We start from the raw sequence: 23429 nt of genomic DNA, 5'->3' as shown, positions 1-23429 counted from the left end.
CAGTTGACATTTTTCCAAAACTTTTATTTTATGTTAATTCCTTGTCGAATATTGTCGTGATTATAACAAAAAGCGTCTCCTCCCATTTCTGAGAGGCGACGCTTTCGAGGGAGTAAATATGCTACTTGCTGGCTGTCGCCCGCGGCTTGGTAAACAGCCTTAGCACCCACAGGAAAAGCAAAGCTCCGACAGTGCTGGTGATGATGGCGCCGATCACGCCGTAGGCCGTTATCCCCAGCAGGCCAAACACGAAGCCGCCTACCAAGGCGCCTACGATGCCGACCGCCATATCGCCCCACAGGCCAAATCCGCCGCCGCGGAAAATCTGGCCGGCCACCCAGCCGGCGACGACGCCGATAATCAGAAACCATGCTATTTGACTGAAATCCACTTATTTACCACTCCTTTCATCAATCACCAATAATTGGTGCCGCATCCATAATATTGCCTACTTCTACGCCTTTTATACAAAATAGGCCTTGATTCGCATGTCTGCCGCATTCCAGGGGGAATATTTTCTCAGCTAGCCACGGAGGGTTAACAGCGCCAGCGGAGAATAAAAACAAAGCGGAAACTGTTTACCCCTTCCCGCGTAGCGGATAATCCGCCCAGGCAACGGCGAAAACGGGAGGTAGATAAGTGAACATCATCGTGACGGAGAGAATTGCCGAAGTCGGCATATACTACCTCAGAGAAAACGGATTTTCCGTCGAGGCTTGCCTCGGTATATCCCAGAGCGAACTTCTAAAGGTCATCCACCGCTACGACGGCCTGATTGTCCGTAGTGTCACCCGGGTGGACGAAGAGCTCCTCGCCAGAGCAAAAAAGCTGAAAATCGTCGGAAGGGCGGGAAACGGCCTTGACAATATCGACCTGCCGGCCTGTACCATGCGTGGCATCCCGGTTGTCAATACCCCGGCCGCCAACGCCATGTCAACAGCCGAACTTGCCGTCGGCCTCATATTTGCCGCCTTCCGCAATATTCCCCAGGCTTACCGCGCCGGGAAAGCCAAGGATTTCCGCCGTGTCGTTTATTTCGGCCATGAGCTGCACGGCAAAACTGCCGGCATCGTAGGCCTTGGCCGCATCGGTTCCTTGGTGGCGACAAAACTTAAAGCTCTGGGTCTTAAGGTTATCGCCTATGATCCGTATATTGAAGAAGCCCGCTTCGAAGAACTGGAGGCGGAAAAATGCGCCACCCTGGCAGCTCTTCTTCGCCGGGCCGACGTTATCACCGTCCACGTCCCCAAGAAGCCGGAAACTACGGACCTCATCGGCGCCCCGGAGCTTGATCTCTGCAAGCCGGGGGTGCGGATCATCAGCACCTCCCGCGCCGGCATCGTCAACGAGCGGGCGCTCCATGCAGCCCTGCGCAGCGCCCACGTCGCCGCCGCCGGGCTCGACATCCTCGACCCCGAGCCGGACTTCGAGGCCGCCCCCGGCGAACAGGACTACCATCACCCCCTCCTGGAACTCGACAACGCCATCATCACCCCGCATATGGGAGGGTCGACCGAAGAAGCTGAGCACACCATCAGTATGACCCTCGCCCGTTTGGTGACAAGAGCCTTTACAGGCCAACCCCTAACCGCGGCCAACAATATAACCGGCCTGCCGACAGGCCGCTAACCCAATATTAAAATAAGGGCACCGCGCGCGCGGTGCCCTTATTTTAACGAATGCCGGAAGCGGAGCCATCTGCCAAGCTGACATCGCGGTCAAAAACAGGTGGCTCTCATAAACTACCTCCCTCGCAATGGATCAAATCTTTTACAACTTCTCCCGCCAGGATCAGCCCCGCCACCGAGGGAACAAACGCGATGCTGCCCGGTATCTGACGCCTGGTGGTGCATTTCCGGGGCGTGCCCGGCGGGCAGACGCATCCGGTAACGCAGCTCGTTTCCTCGCTTTCCCGCGGCGCGACCGGTTTTTCCCGCGAGTATACGACCTTTAGGGCCTTGATGCCGCGGTGTTTCAGTTCGTAGCGCATCACCTTCGCCAGCGGGCAGACGGAGGTGCTGAAAATATCCGCTACCTCGAATTTCGTCGGGTCAAGCTTGTTGCCCGCCCCCATGCTGCTGATGATGGGGATATTGCGCTCAGCGGCCCGCACGACAAGATCGATCTTTGCCGTCACGGTATCGACGGCATCGATAATATAGTCGTAGTCGTCGGCGATGAGCTCCGTCGCCGTCTCGGGCAGGTAAAACTTCTGGTGAACTGTTACATGCGCGTCAGGGTTGATCTCCAGCACCCTGTCTCTCATAACCGCCACTTTCGCCTTGCCGATCGTCTTTGTCGTCGCGTGGAGCTGCCGGTTGAGGTTTGTCAGACAGATACAGTCGTCGTCGACGAGAACCAGTTTACCGACCCCACAGCGCACCAGCCCCTCGACCGCGAACGATCCCACCCCGCCGACGCCGAAAACCGCCACTTTCTTCGTCGCCAGCACGGCCAGCGCCGCCGGCCCGACGAGCAGTTCCATCCGGGAAAAACGATGCAGCATAACCCCACCCTTTCGCAGAAACCGTTGTCCTTAAAGTATCCTCTACTATACGAAAATACACCGCAATCACCTTAATCCCTGCCAAACGTTCCAGCCCAAACAAAAGACCTCCGCTTTTGCGGAGGCCCCGGTCAATCTTCCTCATCTTCATCCTCCTCGTCCGGCGCTTCTTCGCCCTGGAGAAGACACTGGCGGATGAGTTCGAGCACAGCCAAAAAATGCTCGCCCTCGCGGCGAATATGGTCGGCCACCAGCGGAGGGAAAACCGCAGCCGCCGCGCAGCGGGCGACCAGGCTTTCCGCCGTGGCGAAAAAATCGACAGCTTCGTCGGCAGCCACCCTGAGATCCTTTTCGAACTGGACAAGCTCGTTATTCGGTCGGTAATGCCACAGCATACTGGCAAGATCGCGGGCCTGAAGATTCAGCGTGTCAAATTTCTCCCCCAAACACTTGGCCTGCAAGACAAAAGCCCGTTCCGTCGGATCGATGAGCCCGCGGATAAACTTGGCATGGTCGGCGATGCCACGTACCCAGAAAATGTTCTCGCTTACCATGGCATCCACCGGAAACGCCATCGCGCAACCGACGATTTTTTTCAGCAGTTTCCGGAAATAGAGCGCCTCGCGCGACAAGTGGTCGACAAAAAGCGGGGTTAGCCAGCCGCCGCACAACCGGCAATCCACGATCAAGTGAAGAATATGCCGGTTAAAAACGAAAAACTTCCCTACCGCGATCATCGTCACGGCAACGAGGCGGGAAAACTCTTCCCCAGACGTCTCCTTGGCAAAGCGGTCCTCAAGATCGCCGAAAACGGCCGAGAATCTCTGTGCTTCTATCTTCAGATCGCTTTCCGCGCACGGAAGCCCAAGATCGATAAACTGTGCGTGATCGCGCATTATTCTAAGCCAGAAAAGCACTTCCGCAATGGCAGGGGGCGGGAAGGGCTTTACGCCGCGGCAGAAAATATCCATACTTACCCCCCATTCTTCTCGTTTTACTATATTTTATGTCATTACCTCCCATGTGTGCCCCGACTGGCCCCGAAGCCAACCGAAAAGGAGACATGAAGCTTGTTGCTTCATGTCTCCTTGAATGACCGGGTTCTCTGCCGCGCTACGGCATCAGGCGGCCGAATAGCTGCTCCACCAGACCGGGCGCCACCGTCGCCGCGAGCAGCAGGATAGTAAGGACGATTATCAGAGCGGCGAACGCCCAGGCGACAAGATTATAAAGGGGCGAGTTGCGGTACTTGCCCATGATCTTGGCATTGCTGGCGATGAGCACCATGAAAATGAGCACCGGCACGAGCAAGATGCCGTTCACCACCTGAGTTGTCAGCATGACGTGGTAAAGAGACAACCCTGGCCACAGCACAAGGATGGCGCTGAAAACGATGATGGCGGTGTATAGGCCGAAAAATACCGGCGCCTCCTTGTAAGACTTGCTGATGCCCCTCTCGAAACCGAAAGCCTCGCAGATGGCATAAGAGGTACTGAGCGGAAGGATGAAAGCGGCCAGCATCGATGCGCCGAACAGGCCGAAGGCAAACAGGAAGGATGCGTATTTACCGGCCAGCGGTTCGAGGGCAATCGCCGCGTCGGCGGCCGTTTCGATGGGAATATTGTTCACATGGAGGGTGGCCGCGGTCGCCACCACGATGAAGAAGGCGATAAAGCCGGTGAAGAAAGCGCCGACGAGCACGTCCCAGCGTGTATACGCGTATGTTTTGGCGGTTATTCCCTTGTCGACGATCGTCGCCTGGACGTAAAACTGCCCCCAGGGCGTGATCGTCGTGCCGATGATGCCAATCACCATCAGCAGGTACCCCGGATCGTGCGAGAAGGTGGGCGGCGTGGCCGCGACGGCTATAACCTCCCGCCACGGCGGGTCGACGATGAATCCGGAGATTACATAACTGAAGAAAGTTAGGCAGAGAGCGAAGAAAACCTTCTCGATCCGCGAGTAATTGGCCTTGAGCACCAGCCGCCACACAACAAAGGCGATTACCGGCACCGCGATATAGCGACTGATCCCAAATATCTCGAAGCTTGTGGCAATACCGGAAAACTCCGACACAGTCGTGCCGATGTTGGCCACCATCAACACCGACATGGCGAAAAAAGTCCATTTTACTCCGTACCGCTCGCGAATGAGGTCGGAAAGGCCGCGACCGGTCACCGCCCCGGTGCGGGCGGAAATCTCCTGGACGACGGTCAGGGCGAGAATGCTGATGAACAGCACGAACAGCAGGCTGTAGCCGTACTTGGCCCCGGCCGCGGAGTAGGTGGCTATGCCGCCGGCGTCGTTGTCGGCAAAGGCGGTGATGATCCCCGGGCCCATTACAGCAAGGAAAAGCACCAGCCGCTCCTTCATTCTCTTCACATCCACGCCAGCCACCTCCTTCCTTAGTAAAAAAGAAAAGACCTTCCCTGCGGAAGGTCTTTCATGTCGCTAAAAGTACGACCTTCCCTACTCGTCGAGTTTTAGCACTGCATAACGTAGAGCACACTCCTCAGCCACATTAGGTAGAACCTTACGCCGGTAATACCTGTTATACCCATTGGCGTCTCTCGACGTTTCCGGGCAGTGGCCTCTGTTTATGCAGGAGCCTCACCTAACAGAGAAATGATCGGTTTTCTTCTTCATTATATGCCTCACCGTACGAAAGGTCAATCATTAGCGCAAAAACATGAGTTAAAGTATCGCAAAACAGCCGTCATTCCCAAAATCGACCTCAGAACGGAATCTTTCGGCTTCCAAAGGCAAAAATGACCAGACGGGGGCTTTCCCCGTCTGGTCATGATCTTTTCAGCCTATTCCGGCTGGTCGGCAGGTTCCATTCCCCGGCGCCCTCTTATCTTCAGCCAGTAGCCCGCGGCTACAACGCCCGCGGTGAGAGCCACCTCGATAGGCAGAGCATATGCAGTCAGCATCACGCCGATAGCGGCGTCGCCGATAACCATCTTGGCAGCCGTCCAGCCCAGGATGGCCGCTCCCGCGTAGATGATGATCGGGAAGCGGTCCATAAGGCTGAGGATTAGCTGGCTGCCGAAGACGACCAGCGGGATGCTCATCGCCAGGCCGAGACCCAGCAGTATCCAATTGCCGTTAGCCACACCGGCGATAGCGAGAACATTATCGAGACTCATAATGACATCGGCGAACAGGATGACCTTGATGGCTTCGCTGAGGCAGGCGGCCTCATGGCATTTGACATCGCCCTTATCATCGGCGATCAGTTTCACGGCGATCCATATGAGCGCCAGACCGCCGGCGAATTGCAGATACGGGATTTGCAGCAGGTATGCTGCCGCCAGGGTCAGCACGATCCTCAGTACGACCGCGCCCATACTACCCCAAAATACGGCCTTCTTGCGCTGCTCGTGAGGCAGGTTTCTACTTGCCAGAGCTATGACCACTGCGTTATCGCCACTCAGTATCAGGTTGATGAGCATGATACTCCCTAACGCGGCTAATAGTTCCATCGAAACGACCTCCATTCTTTTTTTGTTTGTACGACCCCGGCGCTTTTACCCCTACTCCCCTCCCCAACAGGTCTCTTTATTATTCGCGTTGCAAAAATAAAAGAGACCTTTAGTATGACAATCGCCATACTAAAGGTCTCGCCCATTGGCCGGTGATAAACCTCCAACGACAGAGCCAGGTATTGCTACCGTAATGGTGACTCCGCCTTAACGGCTACTCCCCTTCAGTGATATTTATACTATCTTATTGCCTGCCGCGTGTCAACAGGAAATATTCTCGATTACCAGGCGTTCTTAACACAATAAAACCAATCGCTCTTCCGCCGTAACCAATTCGCGCTCGTAATCATATTATGTCAATAGGGATATCCCTAATAATCTCCCGGGAGGTGAAAATTGATGATTGACTATGACGATTATGACGACTACGCTTGCAGTTGCAAGACGATGAAGTGCATGGATAGCTGCCAGTCCATGAAATGCATGGACAGCTGCCAAAAGATGAAGTGCATGGATAGCTGCCAGTCCATGAAATGCATGGACAGTTGCCAAAAGATGAAGTGCATGGATAGCTGCCAGTCCATGAAATGTATGGACAGTTGCCAAAAGATGAAGTGCATGGATAGCTGCCAGTCCATGAAATGCATGTCGTGCACCTACGCCATGAAGTGCGCCAAGTGCATGCAAAGCTGTTATCCGATGTCCAGTTGCCACTATATGAAAAGCTGTCACTATATGAAATAACTGAGCAGTTAATATGCAGTGCCGGCCTCAAGCCGGCCTTCTCTTTGCCCGTTCGTCACGGCCGAAGCCCCCGGAGGCGGCGTTGCCCTGCATCCGGGGGTTTGGTCGCGGTCGCGCGTTCGGGATAAAGCAGGTGCACTACACCAGCGCCGCCAACCGTCGCTGGTCGATAGGGCAGGCTGCCTGGCGGTCTTTGAGCTGCAAATACACCTGCTCGGTTTGCGGGTGGAGGCAGGCGGGCCGCTGGGGACACCGTTGACAGTCAAAGCAGCGCGGGTTATCAGGGCGGCAGACAAGCATCGTCGGGTCGCCAAATTCGCGTGCGACGCCTGCTACCACCTCAGACGGGTAGAAAACACCAAGCGTGTCGACGATATCCGCTTCGCTCCGTCCCGCCACGCGCGCGCCGAGGTAATCGGCCACGCATCTGTAATACGTCACTGTCCCTGCAGCATGGGAGGCGGTACGGCTGAATGCCACAAACCGCTCGAAAACTTCGGCGGCGCCCGCCAAATCGCCGTTTCGAAAAAGCAGGGCGGTCAGAAGCAGATCCAGGCTGCCGAAATACCAGGGAAAAAGCGCCGGATCGCCGACCGGTTGGTTGAGGAATTCAAAAACATTCGCATCCGGGCTGTACGGCAATTGACGCAGAAAGTTTATAATCCGCCCCCTTTCCTCCGGATCGAGCTCGTCGAGTCTCCTGACAAGCCTGCGGACATCGTTGTAGGCGGCGTATTCCTCAATCGCCCCGACGTCGCTGAATGTTTCGATTTCACTGAAATGGGGGATGGTCACATGGAAGGCGGGAAACCCGAGGAAGGATACGTCGCGGGCATAAGCCTGAAACCCGTCGGCTGCCAGCACCGCTAGCAGGTGCCGCAGCAGGTCCCGGTTGCTGTCAGCCTTTATTTCGTCCCACTCCCGGAATGTATAGCTCGCCTGCGGTCCAAAAAACTCGCTCGGGTACACCCCCGAGCCGTTGACCAGGATGCCGATCAGATTATTGCCGTCGTCCGCCCCGGCACGGTAGGAAAACTCCCGCATCCCCATCATGCTGCCGATGTCCTGGCCTTGCAGCAGTTCGGTCAACGTTCTCTCGGCGGCGATCTCGAACAGGGGATGGGAGCCGAATTTAACGAAATAGCTCTGGTCGGCAAGGTTGATATATACTATCCCGACCACCGGGTACCCTTTGCCGAGCGAGCAGTCCTTGACGATTACCCGACAGGCGCCGCGGGCCTCGATAGCGGCGATCATGGCGGCTATGCGGGGGAAACGGGCGATATATTCGCCTGGTATCGTAGGCGGCACTATTTTCTCCCTGATGATCCGCTGGTTTACGTGGCGCTCGAACAACTCGGCGATCCCCTGGACCAGCGCCTCCTGCGGCGTATTCCCGGCGCACATGCCGTTTGACATATACATTTTTGCGGTCATCTTGACCGGCAGGTAGGAAATATTGCCTGTATGCAAGTTGCCGTAAGGAACGGCGGCAAAATCGGCTGGCAGGTCCTCGTACGTCACCCCCTGCCACAGTTTGAGAAGCGCCTCCTTATCCGTTGCCGGGTCCAGTCCCGCCAGTTGGGCGGTCAGCCACTCTCCGCCAGCGGTGAGGAGATCGGCCGTGCTCAGAAGTATTTCGTCCGGCGCGTAATAGAATCCCTGGCGGGCCAACGCCTCGGGGCTGAGATCGAAGCTCAACCGGAAAGTGCAGAGGTTCTGCAGCCTCTCCATCAGTTCGCCGTAGGCGCTTGCCAGCGCGTACTCGTGAGATGTGCCCTTGCCGTTGACGGACAGATCGGTGCCGGCGATATTCACCGATACCGAATAAAACCCCTGCAGGGAGTTGCGCCACGCCTTCTCTATCGGCAACAGGCCCATCCCTGTCAAAATATCCTTGATCTTGCCGATCGTCCTGAGCGGCACCTCATCCTTATACTTCATTCCGGAAAAACTCATTTACGGCACCTCACACCAATTACTCGGGCAGACACGTCAAAACATTATGTCAAGACCCTGTTTTAATATATGCCGTAAGTTCCGGGCGAGTGACCGTTCGCAATTTGCCTGTCCGGCGCCGCTAAAACAAAAATGCCGCCGGCAAGCGGCGGCAGCATTAAGGCCGATGACAGACAAACTCAACGCGAGTGTGTGCGGACGATCAATACTTCGACCCGACGGTTCTGGGCCCGTCCTTCGGGAGTCGTATTGGCGGCCGTCGGGCGATACTCCCCATGACCGATGGCGCTGAACCGCGCGGGCTGGAGGTTTTGTTCCTGGGACATGAGGTATTTCATGAAGTTCAGGGCCCGCTTCGAGCTAAGATCCCAGTTGGTAGGGAACTCGGCGGTGTTGATGGGGATGTTGTCGGTGTGACCCGATATTACCACCTTTTGCGGCAATGATGCCAACATCTTGGCAATAGCGGTTCCGTATTCGCGCGAAGCCGGCACCATATCGGCCCGGCCCGATTCGAACAGCGCGGAATCCTTTATCCTGACGAGCAGGCCGTCGTCGGTGAGCATGGTGCCGAAACCACCGGTCAGGTTGTTATCCTCGATGTACTTGTCGATTTTTCGCTTGGCTTCCAGCAGTTGAGCGGTTTCCTGCTGAAAGTTACTGGCCCGTTCGTTGCCTATGGTGGATAATACCGACGGTACTTTATCAATTGTCTGCGGCTGGCTTTCCGCCTGCTGGGGCACCGTGCGCACGCTCTCGAAGATAGACGGGTTGCCCTGAAAAGCGCTGTTGAAAGCCTGGGCCATCTGCTCGAACTTCTTCTGGTCGACCTGGGAAGAAGCAAACAAAACGATGAACAGGGCCAGCAGCAGGGTTAAAATATCGGAGTATGGAACCAGCCAGGTCTCGTCGACATGCTCCTCGTGTTCCTCGCTGCTATGCCTCTTCCGTCGCATCGCCCTTTTCCTCGCCTTTGTTGAGAAGTTGCCGTTTGTTCTGCGGGACGAACACCCTCAGTTTGGCCTCCAGGGTGGCCGGGTTGTCTCCGGCCTGGAGGGAGAGTATTCCTTCCAGCATCATCTTCTTGAGCTCCGTTTCTTCTTTGGACATGAGTTTCAGCTTGTTGGCGAAGGGGTGCCAGATTACGTAGCCGGTAAATATACCGAACAGTGTGGCGATAAAAGCGGCGGCGATAGAGTGCCCCAACTGCTCGATATCGTCGAGATTACCGAGCGCGGCCACCAGGCCGACGACCGCCCCCAGCACACCCAATGTGGGGGCGTACATGCCCGCTTGCGAAAAGATGAGCGCTCCGACCCGGTGGCGCTCCTCCATTTGCTGGATGTCCAGGCCGAGAACGTCCACAACCAGATCGGGATCCATACCGTCGATGACCATTGTCAGGCCTTCCTTAAGAAAAGGGTCCTTTATCTCATCAAGTCCCGGTTCGAGAGCCAGCAGGCCTTCCCGGCGGGCGAGCTGCGACAGTCCGATGAACAGGCGCAATATCTCGCCGTGAGGCATCAGAACCGGTTTTACAAACAACATTTTTACCAGTTTGGGAAACTTTTTTACCTGCTCCATCGGAAATCCGTTGAGGAGGCATGCCGCCGTACCGGCGAAGATGATCAACATAGCCGCCGGGTTGAGCAGCGCCGATAGGCTGGCCCCCTTGAGGACCATCCCCACACTTATGGCGGAGCAGCCCAGAATCAATCCGATAATAGTCGACTTCTCCAATTGCATTCCCCTCTAACTATCATAATTGCTGCGAAGACCCTTTCCGGCCGCGCCGGCAATCATCCCGGCGAAATACCAACCAGGCGCCAGCTTTATGCCCTACGTGTTCGGTACTAAGATAGATTAGCTAAATTAGCAGGAAATCCTCTGTAAATAATAGGTATTTGCTGTGAAAAGTTATTTTCCACAAAGGGTATGCATCCCAACCCGGCCGGAGGCGCTGGAAGACGTATTCATCTGCGGCTTTGCTAAAATGGCAAAAGAGGAAGCCCTGCCTATGCAGGGCTTCCTCTTTCAGCGGACAGGCGCCGCGAATTTTATCCTTATGTCGACGATCTCCGGGCGGTTGCCCACCCTTATCGGCGGTCCCCATGTCCCGAATCCCGATGATACGATAATCTGGTAAGCCCCCTTGCGGAGATACCCCCAGTCGACTTCAAACATGCGACCGGTAACGAAGTTATTCGGAAACATTTGGCCTACATGGGTGTGTCCCGACACCTGCAGATCGACCCCCTGTCCCGCCGCCTCATCGAGGCTGTAAGGCTGGTGGTCCATGAGCAGAATGGGCAGCCGCCGGTCGACCCCTGCCATGACCGCCGCCAGCTCCTGGCGTGCCCGGCCGCCGAATTGTGCCCGGCGCCGGTCGTCGCGGCCGACGATGTAGAAACTTTCGCCCACCTTGACGTATTCATCCCTCAGCACCATGATGCCCGCTTCGCGCAGCCGGTCCGTGACCTCTTCAGCCTTGCCGCTGATGTACTCGTGGTTGCCGAACACCGCCCAGACCCCAAAACGCGGCTTCAGGTCGCGGAAAGGTTCGGCCATCTTCATTTCGACAAAATAGCTGACATTCTCGTCGATGACATCTCCCGGCAACAGCACCAGGTCGGGGTGCCGGCCGTTGATCGCCGCTACCAGTCCCTCCAGGCGCTCATTGCCGATGATCGGGCCGAGATGAATGTCCGACACCATCACCACCCGCAGCTCGGCGAGGTCGCCGGCCGGTTTGGCGATCGTCACCTCATACGGCGTCACCTGCGGGTTGCGGGCGTTCCACGAACCATAAGCCAACAAAACCACGACCAGCACGACCGCCGCTATCCCTACCGTCAGCGGTCGGTGAGCCGCCACGGTCAGCAGGCCTAGCCGCCGGACCAGGAATATGCCAAGATCGGCCACCAGCCACAACAGCAGGAAATAATAGAGCGCCGCCAGCCAGTAATCGCCGCTAAAGGCAAGGAAATCCTTGATCTGCGTCGGTACAGGCAGCGCCTTGACCCGCGAAGCGAGCGGCGTCACGGCGATTAACCAGAAAAGCGGCCAGAAAACCTTGCCCCACCCGGGCGTCAGGTGGGAAAAAATATACTGCCACAGGCGACTGCCCACATAGAAATTCAGCAATAAGTACGGCACTAAAACAATCAGGATAAATCCCGGCAACCACGTACCCCCGTTCGCCATCAGGCCGATATAGTGTACCTTTCCTAATTCGGTCCGTGCGGCGATAATCCTTCGCCGTGCGGCGTAATCGTCTGGCCTGTCAAATCCTTATGGCCGCCCGGGACATTTTATGCTAATATCAAACCATACGACCACCGAGGAGGCTGTAAATGCGCGTAAAACCCGGCCCGACTGCGCTCCTGCTTATCCTGCTTATTCTCCTTTGCAGCCTTCCCGCCGCCGCGCAGCCGGGGTCGCTTACCGGCAAAACCGTCGTCCTCGACCCCGGCCATGGCGGCAACCAGGCCGGCGCGTTCCATCACGGTGTGCGCGAAGCCGACGTAAACCTCGCCATCGGGCTAGAGCTCAAGGCCAGGCTCACCGCTGCCGGCGCCACCGTCGTCATGACCCGCGCTACCGACGATCTGTCAGCCTCTCCCGGCATTACGCCCGTGGCCGAGCTCCAGGCCCGGGTCGATATCGCGAGGAACGCCGCCGCCGACATCTTCGTCAGCCTTCACGCCAACGCGCACCCCACAAAGCCGGAGACCGCCGGCGCCATAACATTTTACGCCCCGGGGCGGCCTAATGATCTCGCGGCTACCGTCCTCGAAGCGCTTGTCCTGGAAACCGGCGCCGTCAACAAAGGCGTGCGCCCCGCGAACTTCTACGTGCTGCGCACCAGCGATATCCCGGCGGTACTGGTCGAGGTGGGCTTTCTCACCAACCGCGACGAAGCCGCCCGTCTCGCCGACAGTGTCTACCAGCAGGAAATCGCCGCCGGCATCTGCAAAGGTATTATGCGGTATTTCCTCGCCCGCTAATCTAGTAAGGCTCCCGATAACCTCATTCGACGTATTATACCTAAAGCCCCGGCACAGCCGGGGCTTTAGGTATCCCATTCAGCGGTTCAGCCGCTCCTCCAGGATATCAACCGCCTGCTCGGGCGTCATTCCCGCAACATTGAGCATCGGAATCGTCGCGCTGTCCAGTTCGGACGCCATTCCGCTCAGCGCCACGTTGTCCGCCTGGGTCATGCTGTTGAAAGAACTCACAATATCACTATGATAGCTCGTGTACAAGAATGCGTCGACATTCGCCCCCGGCCGGCTAGCCTCCAGCATATCCACCACTTTGTAGCCCCTCTTCGCCAGCAGTCTCGCGACATCGTTCATCCGCGACTGGACCGCGACCACTTTAGCCATGCTGCTTCTTCCTCTCAGGTTTTATGCCTAGTATTCTTCCCGGCGTCCCTCTCTTATGCGGTGCGAGCGAAATAACCGCGGCGACTATTCACGGGAAAAAACAGCCATACTACGTGGAGGGGGTGGTAAGATTGACGTTCAGGATACTGTCGGACTCCGAAACAGGGCGCGCCACCTACAGCAAGGAAATTGACTACTTTCTGGAAAATGGCGTCCCGGTAGCCCGTATTCCCGAAGGCTGGCCCAACCAAATCCCGTCCAGGCAGCCGGAAGGCGAAGGCGACTAATAACCCCGCTCCCGCGACAGAAAGGCCAGGTGGCTAACCACCTGGCCTTTCTCTTAACCTATTACGACTGACCGCTGTGGCTTTGCAACAGCTTGTTCACCCTGTCCTGGATGCCGCCTTCGGGCGCCGCGGCCGGCTTCTTCTCAGAAGCCTTGACTTCGGCGTTAACTGGTTTGGCGGCGCTTTCCGGAACGGCCGGCGCAGGCTTGTCCGCCTGTACGCTGCTCCCTTGCAGCAGCCTGTTCACGCGGTCCTGGATGCCGCCTTCGGTGGCGGTGGCCTTTCCGGGCGCGTTGCTGACATGGATCGTGTTGTCGGTAGGCTCCTTCTTCGTGGATCTGCCGCCGGTCCAGGTGACACCCACCCGGCCGGCTTTCTCCCAGCCGTCGGAGCTCCAGCCAAAGGCCGCGTTCAGCATGACCGATTCCCTGGTGTAGTGGAAGAGCCCCACCGCGATGGCCTGTCTGCCGCTGTAGGTGCCGATGGCCGCCGAATACTGGGTCGGCTCTTTGGGGTTGTAGGCCATCGGCGCCAAGCCGGTCATCGCCATCGCCGTCGCTCCGAGGCGGTTCATCTTGTCGTGGGTATCCCGCAACTGGCTCATATTGACCGCGTCGGTGCCGTAGACGCCGGGAGCGACATTGGTGATACGCCGCTCGTTGCCGGGCGAGCCGACCGATACGGTGTTAGGCTGGTCGGCGACAGACCCTGCGCCGAGAGCGACGCTATTGCCGCCGTACGCCCATGCCTCTGCGCCGATGGCGGTGTCGAAATGACCGTCAGCCCTTGCATATGCGCCGATTGCGGTCGCTCCCACCGTGGGCTCGTAGTACCCGGCGGTCGCGCCCATGCCGTAAGCCGAGTTGCCTAGCCCGACGGCGGTTGCGCCCAGACCGTATGCAGCATTGCCCTGGCCGACAGCCGCGCTGTAGGCGCCTACCGCCGTGTTGCCCTCGCCCAAGGCTACCGCACCGTAGCCTGTCCCGATATTGGGCAAAGTGGCGGAGCTGGCGACTGTCGAGGACGAATCCTCATCGGCGCCGCCATTGACGACTACGCCGGTACCGATGGCGGTGTTGAAATTGCCGATGGCGACGGCACCGATACCGGCAACCTGCACGCCGGAGGCCTCGGATACCAGGGCGCCGACGCCGGCGGCCTGGTTGAAACTGCCGCCGCTGATGAAGGCGCCGATGCCGGTGGCGTAGTTATTCTCGCCGCCGTTCACCTGGCTGCCGACCCCTTGGGCGGTGTTGAAAGCCACCGCGCCTTCCTCGGCCACGAGGACGGTGTATTCCTCCGCCCAGACCGGCGTCACCGCCGTCGCGGCCAGAAAGGCCAAGGTCACCAACAGCGACAACGCTGTTTTACCTTTCATACGTTTTCCCCCTTTGCTAGGGACGCTGTGCTGCCGGCGGCGCTTAGCTCAGGAGGGCGGACTGGCCGCCCTCTTCGCCGCCGGCATTCCAGGCATTATTCCAGTAATCTGTTAGGGTTGATAGACATAAGCGCCAACGTTGCCGTCGGCATAGTTGCCGTTACCGTTCACAATGACGCTGCCGGCGCCGATGGCGGTGTTGTGGCTGCCGCCGTTGACGGAGGCGCCGACGCTGTCGGTTACGATGTTGCCGCTGCCGTTCACGACGAGCGCGCCCACGCCGGCGGCGTTGTTGTCATGGCCGAAGAAGGAGCTATTGACGATCGCGCCGTTGTTGCCGGTTACGTAGTTGAAGCTGCCGTCGACAACGACCGCGCCGACGCCGAGAGCGGCGTTATCATAACCGCCGATTACCTGGGCGCCCCGGTTGTTGTTGACAGTGTTGGCGAAGCCGTCGACGACGACCGCGCCGGCGCCGATAGCCGACAGGGACATGCCGTTCTGGACCACCGCGCCATAGTTGCTATTGACGCTGTTGCCGCCGCCGTTGACGATGACCGCGCCGACGCCGTAGGCTTCGCTGCCCGCCGCGTGGTTCGACCAGGCGCCGACGTTGTTGTTCACCGAGAAGTTGCCGAAGCTGTTGTAGACGACCGCGCCGGCGCCGATGGCCGTGTTGCCGCCGCCCCAATTGTTGTCGATCTGGGCGCCGATGTTGCTGTTCACGCTGTTAAAGCCGCCGCCCCAGATTACTGCCCCGGCCCCGAGCGCAGTATTGCCGAAGCCGCCGGAGATGTAGGCGCCGTTGTTGCCGTTGGCGTTGTTCCAGTTGCTGTTGACGATGCCGGCGCCGAGACCGGCCGCGGTGTTGAAGCTGCCGCCGCTTATGCCTGCGCCGATGTTGCTTGTCGCGATATTGGCGTTGGCGTTATAAGCCACCAGACCCGCGCCGTAAGAGTGGTTGCCAGCCGCGAACACCGGGGTGCAGAACGCCGCCGCGATCAGTAGGGCTGTACACAGGATTGCCAGTTTTTTCATTCTCTTTTCCCTCCAATTTTTTAGTTTCCGCCTGTTAACAACGACTTTTAATCTACTTGAAGACCGCCACCTCCCGAATAATCCCCTTCCTATATGGCTCAGTTCGGTCATCCGTAACCATCTGTACCCGCATGACCGCCTGTTCGACCCCTGGCAATTACTGCCGCGGAAAAACTACCGATAGGATTTCCTCTGCTTCAACAAATATACATATTTGGAAAGTGTTATAATTCCGCATGGATTTATATGGAAATATTTGTAATCTATTACAGTTTATGGCAAAAATTCCCATTTGTAAATAGTTTCCATCAATTTTGTTTCCTAAAAAAACAGACTGACACCCACTACAAAAGGTGCCAGCCCAGATTTAGACTGCTATTTCGTTCAAAAAATAATTTACATTTATTGTATTTTATGGGAGGTTTTTGCTGTTGAACTGCGAATATTAACAAAGAAAAAAGGAGGCGACACTATGAATATACGAAAAATTATCATTTTCACGCTGATGGCCTTGCTTGGCGGCAATCTTCTCCTGTCGGCGCCTGCTTCCGCCGCCCTGCCTGGCATGCTGCCCACCAACCACTACATGGCCAAAAACATCTCCCTCGCTCTCGGCGATTCGTCCGTCGCCGAGGGTACGCTGCCCGGCATCGTGGTCAAACCAAGCATGCCGGTGGCGATAAAAACGTTCGACCAATTCACCTGCTTCGCCGGCAACCATGAGCTTGTCCTCCGCATCGTCAAACACGACAACGGCTATGTCGTCGCCTCGACCGCCCCAATACCCGTCAAAGTCCCGCATGACGGCTTCGTGTTTACTCAGCCGACCGCCTGGAATATACAGTTCCCGGACATCGGCTGGTACCGCCACGAGGTCATCGTCGATGGCACCCCGATCGCTTACTACCATTTCGTCGTTTCCTACGCCCTGTAGGTGCACCGTGCGATAGAAAACCCCGGCCTGCAAACGCAAACCGGGGTTTTGTCGTTTTTCTTACCGCGATGGCGTTATCGCCAGCTGGGCGGTCATATTCCAGCGCAGGCGGTCGTCCCAGCGGTCGGGGGCTACCGTCACCGTATAGGTGATGTCGCCGCGCTTCTTCTCGCCGAACGGGCGGATGAATCTCACCCGGCCGGGTATCTCCAAACCTGGCACGCCGTCGAAGGTCAGGACGACTGGGTCACCCACCCGGACTTTGGCGACCGTCAATTCGGTAAGGTCGTCGCTGCGAACCTCCCAGGCCGACTCGTCGGCTATTCGCACAAGCACCGCGCCTACCGACGAGTGCTCGCCGACCTTCACGTCCAGATAAGCCACAGTGCCCGCCATTGGCGCCCTGAGCTCCGTCTTGTCCAACAGTCCTTCGGCTTCCGTCTGCCTGCTCCGCTGGGTGGCCAGGTCGGCCTCGACCTGGGCCAGCGCCGCCCGGCTCCTGTCGGCCGTTGTCCGCGCTTGGTCAAGCTGCTGCCGCGAAGTCGCTCCGGCCGCCGACAGCCGCTGATGGCGTTCCAGTTCCCGCTCGGCGTCCGCGAGGTTGACTCTGGCCTGCTCCACCGCCGCACCCGCCCGGGCCACGTCGGCGCGGGCGCTGCCCACACGGGCCGTGTAGTCCTGGCGCACCAGCCGGATAAGCGGCTGCCCGCTCTGGACAATGTCGCCTTCTTTGGCCAGCACCTCGCCTACCGTGCCGTCCACCGGCATCACCATCTGGGCGTAGCGCACCGGAAAAACGATGCCTTCGGCCAGTACGCGGCTGTCGGCCTTCACCGGCGGGATATCCTGCTTGTCGCCCTGGCGGCCGAAAAGCCACCAGCCGGACGCCGCGAGCACGGCCGCCAGAACCAGAGTGATCAGCCAATGACGCTTTAGCCAGCCGCCGCCTGCGATCAGTTTTTCCTTAACTGCCATATCCTTTTCTCCCCTATCACTCGTAACTCAAAACATCCCGGACGCTCAGCCGCGCCGCGTTGTAAGCCGGCAGCAGGCTGGCGATCACCGAAAGGCCGGCTGATAGGGCCAGCCAGATGCCGACCCCGAGAAAACTGAACGAGAACGCCAGCGGACTTTGCAAAAACAGCACCCCTACTTGATATGAGAGCAGCGCCGCCACCGGCAGGGCCAGAAGCGCCCCCGCCAGCCAGCTCAGAAGACCTATGCAGAGAGCCTCGACGACGAATACCCGGCCGATTTCCAGGCTGGACGCGCCGATGGCCCGCATAACCCCGATTTCGCGCGTCCTCTCCAGCACGTTTATCCCCATCGTCCCCGTCAGACCCAGAGCGCCGACTACTGCAAGCAGCACCGCCATAATCAACAAAAATGTGGTGATGATGTCGAACTGGGCCCGGATGCGCTGTTTCGCCTCCCAGGTTATGTCGACCTGTTGAACGCGGAGGCTGTTATTCTTCAGATGCTCTTCGAGGGCTCTGCCGAGCGCGGACTGGTCTTCCGGCTTGCTTGATACCGCCACCACCTGGACGGAACGGGACCGCCCGGATTCCTGGATCGCCCCCGACAGCCAGTCGTAAGGCGCGTACGCGAGCGGCCCGGTCATCGTGCTCTGCACGATGCCCACAACCGTAAACTTCAGCCGGCGGTTGCCGGTCTTGATAACCGCCGGGCCGCCCACCACGATGCCGGGGGCGTCCTTGATGACCTCGGTGTTGACCACCAGGGCGCTTTCATCTCCGGCCACCAGCCAGCGTCCCTGGACGACCTTCGGCTGAACCATTTTTGTATCGATCGGCGGGGCGAGAATGAAGACATTCTTGCTGGCCTCGTCCTCCGCCTGCCGGGTATCTTCTTTGAGAATCCGCCCGGAGGTGAAGCCCCACGGCTCCACCGCCTTCACCCCCGGTACCCGCGCCACTTCCTGCTCGATGCGGCTGGAGCGGTAGTTTTGGGTGAAGGTTATCGAAACATCATAGCGAAAGTACTCGAGCGCCCGGTCGAGGGTCGAATAAAGCGACGACCGCACCGCAAAGACGGCCATGAAGACGGTGCCGGCCACCGTCAGCGTCAGCAGCGTCAGCGCCAGGCGGCCCTTGCGGCGGAAGGTGTTTCGCAGTGACAGCACCACCGGCCGCTTTAGCCTGCCTAGTTTCCGCAGGCCGGCGTCCACCCAGCGGTCCACGCGGCCCCTGGCCTCCACGCCGCCGATGCCGTAATCGCTCACCGCCTCGCGCACCGTAACCCCTGTGCCGCGCCAGACGGGGTACAGGGCGGCCGCCAGCGGCACCAGGATTGCTACCGCCGCTTCCAGCAGCAGCACCAGCGGCGGCAGTTCGAGGCCGCCGGAGTCGAAGTTGAAAATCCCGGCCATGAAACGGGTAACGGCGTCCGCCGCCAGCGCACCAAGCGGGGCGGCAACCACAAGCGACAGCACGCCAAACGCCCCCACCAAGGCGAGATACAGGGCAAGAATCTGGTCCCGGCGGGCACCGATCGACTTCATTATACCGATCTGCCGCGTCTGCTGGGTAAGAATGGCCGACACGGTGTTGATAAGCAGGAAGGTGCCCAGGCAAAGAGACAACGCCCCCAATACTGCCAGCAGCAGGAGCATGGCGTTGATCGCCCCCTGCAGCTGATGCTCGCCCGGTTTATTCACCTGCAGCCAGAAGACTGTTGTGTTGCCCTGTTCGAGCTTCGTCCACGCCCGGCGGCCGATCGCCTCGATGGGCGCTGTTTCCTTGCCCTTCAGCACCCACGGCTCAACGACGAAATTCACCTGATCGAGCATGCGCGGCTCGTCTAGTTTCTCGAGGGTGTCCATATTGATATAACCGTAGTAGCGGCCGATGAACATGCTGGGTATCTGGCTGGGGTCGTACACCACCCCGGTCACTTTCAGCGTCCGCGAGCGGCCTGCGGGCGTCTCCACCGTGATGCTGCCGCCCTCTTTCACTCCCAGGGCGTCCAGCGACGAACGCTCGATAAGCACGTCCCCGTCGCCGGGCGGCCAGACGCCGGATTGCGGACGGACGACGTTGACCTTTTGCTTCTGGTAATCGGGGATGGCGGTCAGAAACATCTGCTTCCACTCGCCGCCGGCGCCGCGCACCCGCAGATCGACGTTGCGGCGACCGTCAGCCTCCTTGACCCCCCGCAGGCTGCGGATGCTTGCCACAAGCTCTTCGTCGAAGGGGTCGGCGTAAAGAGTGGCGCTGGCCGGCAGCGCCTTCCGCCAGCTGCGGTCCAGATCCCGTTCGAACATCAGGTACGAACTGTATATCATCCCGACTGCAAACACCCCAACCGAGATCGACAGCACCACCAGCAGGGTACGCAGCTTGTTGTCCGCCAGATCGGCCCAGACCTTGCGCCAGCGGGGTGAAAGTAACGACCGGTTAACCATCGCAGGTCTCCCCGACCGCCGCCGAACAGGCAATCCGGCCTTCGGCCACCGTCAGAATGCGGCTGGCCCGGTTGGCCAGATCGTCGTCATGAGTCACCATCAGAATCGTCTTGCCGCCCGCCGCCAGCTCGGCGAACAGATCGATAACCGCCGACGCCGTACGGTTGTCCAGGTTGCCGGTCGGCTCATCCGCCACCAGTAGCGGCGGGTCGTTTGCCAGCGACCTGGCGATAGCCACCCGCTGTTGTTGGCCGCCGGACAGGTTGGCCGGCAGTTTGTCGGCCTGGTCGGCCACCCCAACCAGTTCCAGCAGGCTCAGAGCCCTTTCCGGGCGCGCGGCCGGGTCGTGGACAGCGCAAAAATCCATCGGCAGCATGACATTTTCCAGCGCCGTCAGCGTCGGCAGCAGTTGGAAGAACTGAAATACCACTCCGACCGTGCGGCCCCGCCAAACGGCGATCTGATTCTCGGTCAAGCCGTGCACCGGCGTCCCGGCGACCCATACCGTGCCGGCGGTGGGCCGGTCGATCCCGGTGATCATATTGATGAGCGTCGACTTTCCGCTGCCCGATTTACCGACAACAGCCACAAACTCGCCGGCTTTCACTGTCAGGTCGACGCCGCGCAGGGCTTCGAATTCTCCCGCACCTGTCACATATACTTTTCCGACCCCGGACAATTCCACGGCCGCCATATCACGCCTGGGCTCGGGCAGATCCGCCGCGCCCAGCCAGGCCAGCCATTTGCCGTTCATCGTTTGGCCCCCCACAAAAAAAGAAAGTGTGCGTGGCTGCGCAGTTGGGTAGCCGCTGCGCAGCAAGCGACGAAATAATATATTAATATTCTCCATATAATTGGCAAATACCTCCAGCTATATCCGCAACGAAAAAATACCCCCTCCGCCTTCAGCTTCCCTGGCGCCATAATTACATTCTTACCAGCCTATCACAATTGATTATTCGCCGTCGCGCGCCGATTGCGCTATACTAAAAATACGATTAACCGGAGGTGCTGACCATGTGCAAAGATTGCGGCTGCCCCGCTCACGGCAGCTCACAGGTTAAATTCTTCGTCAAAGGCGTCAGTGAGAATCCCAGGGAAGCCGAAAAATCGCTCCGCGGCCTGCCGGGCGTTTATTTCATCAGCATCAACAACATCGAAAGCCTGACGACCGTCTACTACGACCCCAGCCGCACAACCTTCAGCGAGATAACCGCCAAGCTTGCCGAACACGGCATTCAAGCTATTGCGTGATCGTATCTAACTTTATGTGCGCAGATACAAAAACCACGGACTTAGGTCCGTGGTTTTTACTTTGGCGCAGTTCTTCCTATGCTGCTATTCGGTGAAATTCCCTGCCGCATCGAAGCGCATCTCAACAGGTTCGCCGACCACCGTAAGCCGCGGGTTGGCCTTCGCCTCCTCCAGCAGGGCCTCGGAAATACGAATCTCCTCAAGGTGCAGCGTATCCTGAATCCTCACCAGGCGGGCTTTCGTCAGGTCGCGGGCGTTGCATGTCTTTACGGCCGCCCGAACCGCGTCGCGGTCGCACTCGAACACCGCCGGGACCTTTGTGGGGATGAGAACCGTCGAAGTCAGGCCGTTGCAGTATGTCATCGGGAAATTTGTCTTGTTGACAAGCCGGCGGGTGGTGATATCGGCCGTTCCCATGCCGTTGGCGTTGCCATGGGTGGCATCAGTCAGGTCGAGCACCGCCAGCTTGGCGATGTCCGGCCCGCCGGAAGCGTAGGGGGTTGGATAGCGGCCGGTTATATTCGGGTCCATGCCATCACCCGAGATATCCTTGCCGATCCTGTCAACAACCAGCACATCGATCTGCGCGAACGGCAGGCTGGCCATGTTGGCTTTGGCTTCGACCAACAGCCTTTTGTCGGTTTCGATCAGTTCTTCCGGCGTCACCGCGACAACCTTGGCCACCTGATCATAGGCGTTCTCGACGCTGCCCACGCCGAACAGCACCGGCATCTTGGCCAGCACGATCCTGGCCATGGCGGGGATATGTTCGGCCATATATTTGAAGCTGAAGGCGTGGCAAGACTCGGCTCCCTTCTGCTTGCCGAGGCCGATGGTAATCATCTTCACCAGCCCGCTCTCGTTGGCGCCGCGGAACGCAGTATGAGGCTTGATGCGGTTGATGACCACGATGCCGTCGGCGCCGTGGGCATATTCGTCGATATAAACCGGCAAGCCGTTGTCCAGGCGGCCGATCTCCACCACCGCCATCGACGACATAATCGGGCATCCGGCGCTCTCCTCGGTCACTCCCAGGTTGGCCAGCACGTCCCGCTGCCCTTCGGCGGTCGCGCCGCCATGGCTGCCCATGGCCGGCACGATAAAAGGCTCCGCTCCCAATCGTTTCAATTCTTCGACCGTAACCCTGGCCAGGGTGGGAATATCGGCCACACCGCGGCTGCCCACGGCCACCGCCACCTTCATCCCCGGACGGACCCGCCGGCTTATCTCTTCCCTGGCAAGCTCCCGGCGCAGCGTACCGGCCACATCCGTCAGACGGGGCGCGGGAAAAGCCTGCCGGACCTTTACCATCCGGGGCAGCGGAATACCTCTGAGCAATTCCTGAATAACATCCACGATTTTAACCTCCCGTATAAGTGCGGTTTTTGCTCCATCCACTAATTCAGATCGCTGTCTTTATAGTATCTCGTGCCCTTGGCAGTAAGCTCAAGCGCCAGCCCTTTGTCGGTCATCTGGTACATCCAGATGCCCGGTCCCACCACCACAGCTCCCTGGAACGAATCGCCGCTAACGCCGTCTGTAGCCGCGGCAGTTGTCTGGCCGCCGAACTTCCAACCGTCGTTGACGAAACTGTTGAAAGCCTTATCGGTCTCGAAGACAAAAATCACGCTGAACTTCTTGATTCCGAGACCAAAGCCGATATCGACCTCCGCCATCTTCATGAAGACCTCTTCGCCGCTGCCGTTGTTCACCGCCATGCCTTTGCCGCCGCCGCCGCCGAAAAGAAAGAGCTTGAACCCGTGGTTGCTGAACACGGCGTACCCGGCCGCGCTCTCGATGGCTCCCTGAGCGCTCGGCTTCTCCTTGTAAAGCCGCCCGAGCGTACTGTCCGCCATCTTGCGCACCTCGCCGCGCCGCTCCTCGACGCTCGCCGCCGCCGCCACCGGGGCGACAAGCACCGTTGCCAGCATCAAAACCGCCAACACCCTAGCCACCAGCGTCATCCTCATGGATACCCCCCCTTAATTCCTCTTACGGCAAAGCGAGCAAACCCGCTTTATTAATACAAACT

The 23429-nt window shown here is 58.6% G+C and carries 23 protein-coding genes and 1 riboswitch; of the genes, 6 read left to right on the top strand and 17 right to left on the bottom strand.

Translation table 11 applies throughout. The features are described 5' to 3' along the window. Positions 1-121: 121 nt before the first annotated feature. Positions 122-376 (bottom strand): GlsB/YeaQ/YmgE family stress response membrane protein, encoded by a 255-nt coding sequence (locus tag RIN56_07835; GenBank protein MDR7866720.1) that lies wholly within the window; start codon positions 374-376, stop codon positions 122-124. Positions 377-639: 263 nt separating this feature from the next. Between RIN56_07835 and RIN56_07830 the strand changes: the two genes are divergently transcribed. Next, on the top strand, positions 640-1629 hold the full coding sequence (locus RIN56_07830; protein MDR7866719.1) for a hydroxyacid dehydrogenase: 990 nt from the start codon (positions 640-642) through the stop codon (positions 1627-1629). Between the two features lie 106 nt (positions 1630-1735). Here the strand turns inward: RIN56_07830 and RIN56_07825 are convergent, their stop codons facing one another. The 4 genes from RIN56_07825 to RIN56_07810 all read right to left on the bottom strand — a co-directional run bounded on the left by RIN56_07825 (position 1736) and on the right by RIN56_07810 (position 5991). Further along, positions 1736-2506, bottom strand: a complete 771-nt coding sequence (locus tag RIN56_07825; protein ID MDR7866718.1) for a tRNA threonylcarbamoyladenosine dehydratase — start codon at positions 2504-2506, stop codon at positions 1736-1738. A gap of 131 nt (positions 2507-2637) precedes the next feature. After that, positions 2638-3477 carry a DUF2935 domain-containing protein gene (locus RIN56_07820; GenBank protein ID MDR7866717.1) on the bottom strand — a complete coding sequence of 280 codons (840 nt, stop codon included), beginning with the start codon at positions 3475-3477 and terminating at the stop codon, positions 2638-2640. Between the two features lie 142 nt (positions 3478-3619). After that, entirely contained in the window at positions 3620-4894 is a 1275-nt protein-coding gene (locus RIN56_07815) for an Nramp family divalent metal transporter (protein MDR7866716.1), read from the bottom strand. Between the two features lie 73 nt (positions 4895-4967). Then, a riboswitch (M-box (ykoK) riboswitch) is annotated at positions 4968-5135 on the bottom strand. 184 nt (positions 5136-5319) lie between these two features. Then, the gene (locus RIN56_07810) at positions 5320-5991 is read right to left on the bottom strand and encodes a TerC family protein (protein ID MDR7866715.1); all 672 of its coding nucleotides are present in this window, start codon (positions 5989-5991) and stop codon (positions 5320-5322) included. 399 nt (positions 5992-6390) lie between these two features. Here RIN56_07810 and RIN56_07805 point away from each other — a divergent pair, with 399 nt between their 5' ends. Continuing rightward, a complete protein-coding gene (locus RIN56_07805) occupies positions 6391-6735 on the top strand; it encodes a hypothetical protein (protein ID MDR7866714.1) in 345 nt (114 codons plus the stop codon). Between the two features lie 138 nt (positions 6736-6873). Here RIN56_07805 and RIN56_07800 read toward each other — a convergent pair whose 3' ends face one another. The 4 genes from RIN56_07800 to RIN56_07785 all read right to left on the bottom strand — a co-directional run bounded on the left by RIN56_07800 (position 6874) and on the right by RIN56_07785 (position 11850). Next, positions 6874-8679, bottom strand: a complete 1806-nt coding sequence (locus tag RIN56_07800; GenBank protein MDR7866713.1) for a YcaO-like family protein — start codon at positions 8677-8679, stop codon at positions 6874-6876. A gap of 194 nt (positions 8680-8873) precedes the next feature. Further along, positions 8874-9650 (bottom strand): flagellar motor protein MotB, encoded by a 777-nt coding sequence (locus tag RIN56_07795; GenBank protein ID MDR7866712.1) that lies wholly within the window; start codon positions 9648-9650, stop codon positions 8874-8876. Then, positions 9631-10434, bottom strand: a complete 804-nt coding sequence (motA, locus tag RIN56_07790; GenBank protein ID MDR7866711.1) for a flagellar motor stator protein MotA — start codon at positions 10432-10434, stop codon at positions 9631-9633. Before motA ends, RIN56_07795 begins: the two co-directional genes overlap by 20 nt. A gap of 294 nt (positions 10435-10728) precedes the next feature. Beyond that, positions 10729-11850, bottom strand: a complete 1122-nt coding sequence (locus RIN56_07785; protein ID MDR7866710.1) for a metallophosphoesterase — start codon at positions 11848-11850, stop codon at positions 10729-10731. A gap of 197 nt (positions 11851-12047) precedes the next feature. Between RIN56_07785 and RIN56_07780 the strand changes: the two genes are divergently transcribed. Next, complete coding sequence (locus tag RIN56_07780) at positions 12048-12701, top strand: N-acetylmuramoyl-L-alanine amidase (GenBank protein MDR7866709.1); 654 nt, start codon at positions 12048-12050, stop codon at positions 12699-12701. Between the two features lie 78 nt (positions 12702-12779). Here the strand turns inward: RIN56_07780 and RIN56_07775 are convergent, their stop codons facing one another. After that, positions 12780-13082, bottom strand: coding sequence for a YkuS family protein (locus RIN56_07775; protein MDR7866708.1), 303 nt, complete (start codon positions 13080-13082; stop codon positions 12780-12782). A 131-nt stretch (positions 13083-13213) separates the two neighbouring features. Between RIN56_07775 and RIN56_07770 the strand changes: the two genes are divergently transcribed. Further along, on the top strand, positions 13214-13369 hold the full coding sequence (locus tag RIN56_07770; protein ID MDR7866707.1) for a hypothetical protein: 156 nt from the start codon (positions 13214-13216) through the stop codon (positions 13367-13369). A 61-nt stretch (positions 13370-13430) separates the two neighbouring features. Here the strand turns inward: RIN56_07770 and RIN56_07765 are convergent, their stop codons facing one another. After that, on the bottom strand, positions 13431-14747 hold the full coding sequence (locus tag RIN56_07765) for a YadA-like family protein (GenBank protein MDR7866706.1): 1317 nt from the start codon (positions 14745-14747) through the stop codon (positions 13431-13433). Positions 14748-14858: 111 nt separating this feature from the next. Continuing rightward, positions 14859-15785, bottom strand: a complete 927-nt coding sequence (locus RIN56_07760) for a hypothetical protein (GenBank protein MDR7866705.1) — start codon at positions 15783-15785, stop codon at positions 14859-14861. Between the two features lie 472 nt (positions 15786-16257). Here RIN56_07760 and RIN56_07755 point away from each other — a divergent pair, with 472 nt between their 5' ends. Further along, positions 16258-16719, top strand: a complete 462-nt coding sequence (locus RIN56_07755; protein MDR7866704.1) for a hypothetical protein — start codon at positions 16258-16260, stop codon at positions 16717-16719. A gap of 60 nt (positions 16720-16779) precedes the next feature. Here the strand turns inward: RIN56_07755 and RIN56_07750 are convergent, their stop codons facing one another. From RIN56_07750 to RIN56_07740, 3 genes are read right to left on the bottom strand one after another with little or no spacing between them, the layout of a single operon-like run. Further along, complete coding sequence (locus RIN56_07750) at positions 16780-17694, bottom strand: efflux RND transporter periplasmic adaptor subunit (protein MDR7866703.1); 915 nt, start codon at positions 17692-17694, stop codon at positions 16780-16782. 16 nt (positions 17695-17710) lie between these two features. Beyond that, the gene (locus RIN56_07745; GenBank protein MDR7866702.1) at positions 17711-20143 is read right to left on the bottom strand and encodes an FtsX-like permease family protein; all 2433 of its coding nucleotides are present in this window, start codon (positions 20141-20143) and stop codon (positions 17711-17713) included. Beyond that, on the bottom strand, positions 20136-20897 hold the full coding sequence (locus tag RIN56_07740; GenBank protein ID MDR7866701.1) for an ABC transporter ATP-binding protein: 762 nt from the start codon (positions 20895-20897) through the stop codon (positions 20136-20138). The genes RIN56_07745 and RIN56_07740 overlap by 8 nt, the downstream gene beginning before the upstream one ends. Positions 20898-21160: 263 nt before the next feature. Between RIN56_07740 and RIN56_07735 the strand changes: the two genes are divergently transcribed. Further along, the gene (locus RIN56_07735) at positions 21161-21397 is read left to right on the top strand and encodes a heavy-metal-associated domain-containing protein (protein ID MDR7866700.1); all 237 of its coding nucleotides are present in this window, start codon (positions 21161-21163) and stop codon (positions 21395-21397) included. A gap of 84 nt (positions 21398-21481) precedes the next feature. On the opposite strand, the gene RIN56_07730 is transcribed toward RIN56_07735, so the two are convergent. Beyond that, on the bottom strand, positions 21482-22753 hold the full coding sequence (locus RIN56_07730; GenBank protein MDR7866699.1) for a lactate racemase domain-containing protein: 1272 nt from the start codon (positions 22751-22753) through the stop codon (positions 21482-21484). 41 nt (positions 22754-22794) lie between these two features. Beyond that, on the bottom strand, positions 22795-23367 hold the full coding sequence (locus tag RIN56_07725; protein MDR7866698.1) for a YSC84-related protein: 573 nt from the start codon (positions 23365-23367) through the stop codon (positions 22795-22797). Positions 23368-23429: the final 62 nt, after the last annotated feature.

This window comes from Sporomusaceae bacterium, assembly GCA_031460455.1.
Taxonomy (GTDB): domain Bacteria; phylum Bacillota; class Negativicutes; order Sporomusales; family UBA7701; genus Anaeroselena.
Note: the sequence above shows the minus strand (reverse complement) of the source record. Positions and strands in the feature narration are given on the sequence as shown.

Bases quoted from the DNA above. Each gene is read 5' to 3' on its own strand.
- RIN56_07765 (MDR7866706.1), bottom strand. From the start codon at position 14,747: ATGAAAGGTAAAACAGCGTTGTCGCTGTTGGTGACCTTGGCCTTTCTG.
- RIN56_07750 (MDR7866703.1), bottom strand. From the start codon at position 17,694: ATGGCAGTTAAGGAAAAACTGATCGCAGGCGGCGGCTGGCTAAAGCGT.
- RIN56_07805 (MDR7866714.1), top strand. From the start codon at position 6,391: ATGATTGACTATGACGATTATGACGACTACGCTTGCAGTTGCAAGACG.
- RIN56_07820 (MDR7866717.1), bottom strand. From the start codon at position 3,477: ATGGATATTTTCTGCCGCGGCGTAAAGCCCTTCCCGCCCCCTGCCATT.
- RIN56_07810 (MDR7866715.1), bottom strand. From the start codon at position 5,991: ATGGAACTATTAGCCGCGTTAGGGAGTATCATGCTCATCAACCTGATA.
- RIN56_07780 (MDR7866709.1), top strand. From the start codon at position 12,048: ATGCGCGTAAAACCCGGCCCGACTGCGCTCCTGCTTATCCTGCTTATT.
- RIN56_07825 (MDR7866718.1), bottom strand. From the start codon at position 2,506: ATGCTGCATCGTTTTTCCCGGATGGAACTGCTCGTCGGGCCGGCGGCG.
- RIN56_07735 (MDR7866700.1), top strand. From the start codon at position 21,161: ATGTGCAAAGATTGCGGCTGCCCCGCTCACGGCAGCTCACAGGTTAAA.
- RIN56_07740 (MDR7866701.1), bottom strand. From the start codon at position 20,897: ATGAACGGCAAATGGCTGGCCTGGCTGGGCGCGGCGGATCTGCCCGAG.
- RIN56_07755 (MDR7866704.1), top strand. From the start codon at position 16,258: ATGAATATACGAAAAATTATCATTTTCACGCTGATGGCCTTGCTTGGC.
- RIN56_07745 (MDR7866702.1), bottom strand. From the start codon at position 20,143: ATGGTTAACCGGTCGTTACTTTCACCCCGCTGGCGCAAGGTCTGGGCC.
- RIN56_07725 (MDR7866698.1), bottom strand. From the start codon at position 23,367: ATGAGGATGACGCTGGTGGCTAGGGTGTTGGCGGTTTTGATGCTGGCA.
- RIN56_07795 (MDR7866712.1), bottom strand. From the start codon at position 9,650: ATGCGACGGAAGAGGCATAGCAGCGAGGAACACGAGGAGCATGTCGAC.
- RIN56_07775 (MDR7866708.1), bottom strand. From the start codon at position 13,082: ATGGCTAAAGTGGTCGCGGTCCAGTCGCGGATGAACGATGTCGCGAGA.
- RIN56_07800 (MDR7866713.1), bottom strand. From the start codon at position 8,679: ATGAAGTATAAGGATGAGGTGCCGCTCAGGACGATCGGCAAGATCAAG.
- RIN56_07760 (MDR7866705.1), bottom strand. From the start codon at position 15,785: ATGAAAAAACTGGCAATCCTGTGTACAGCCCTACTGATCGCGGCGGCG.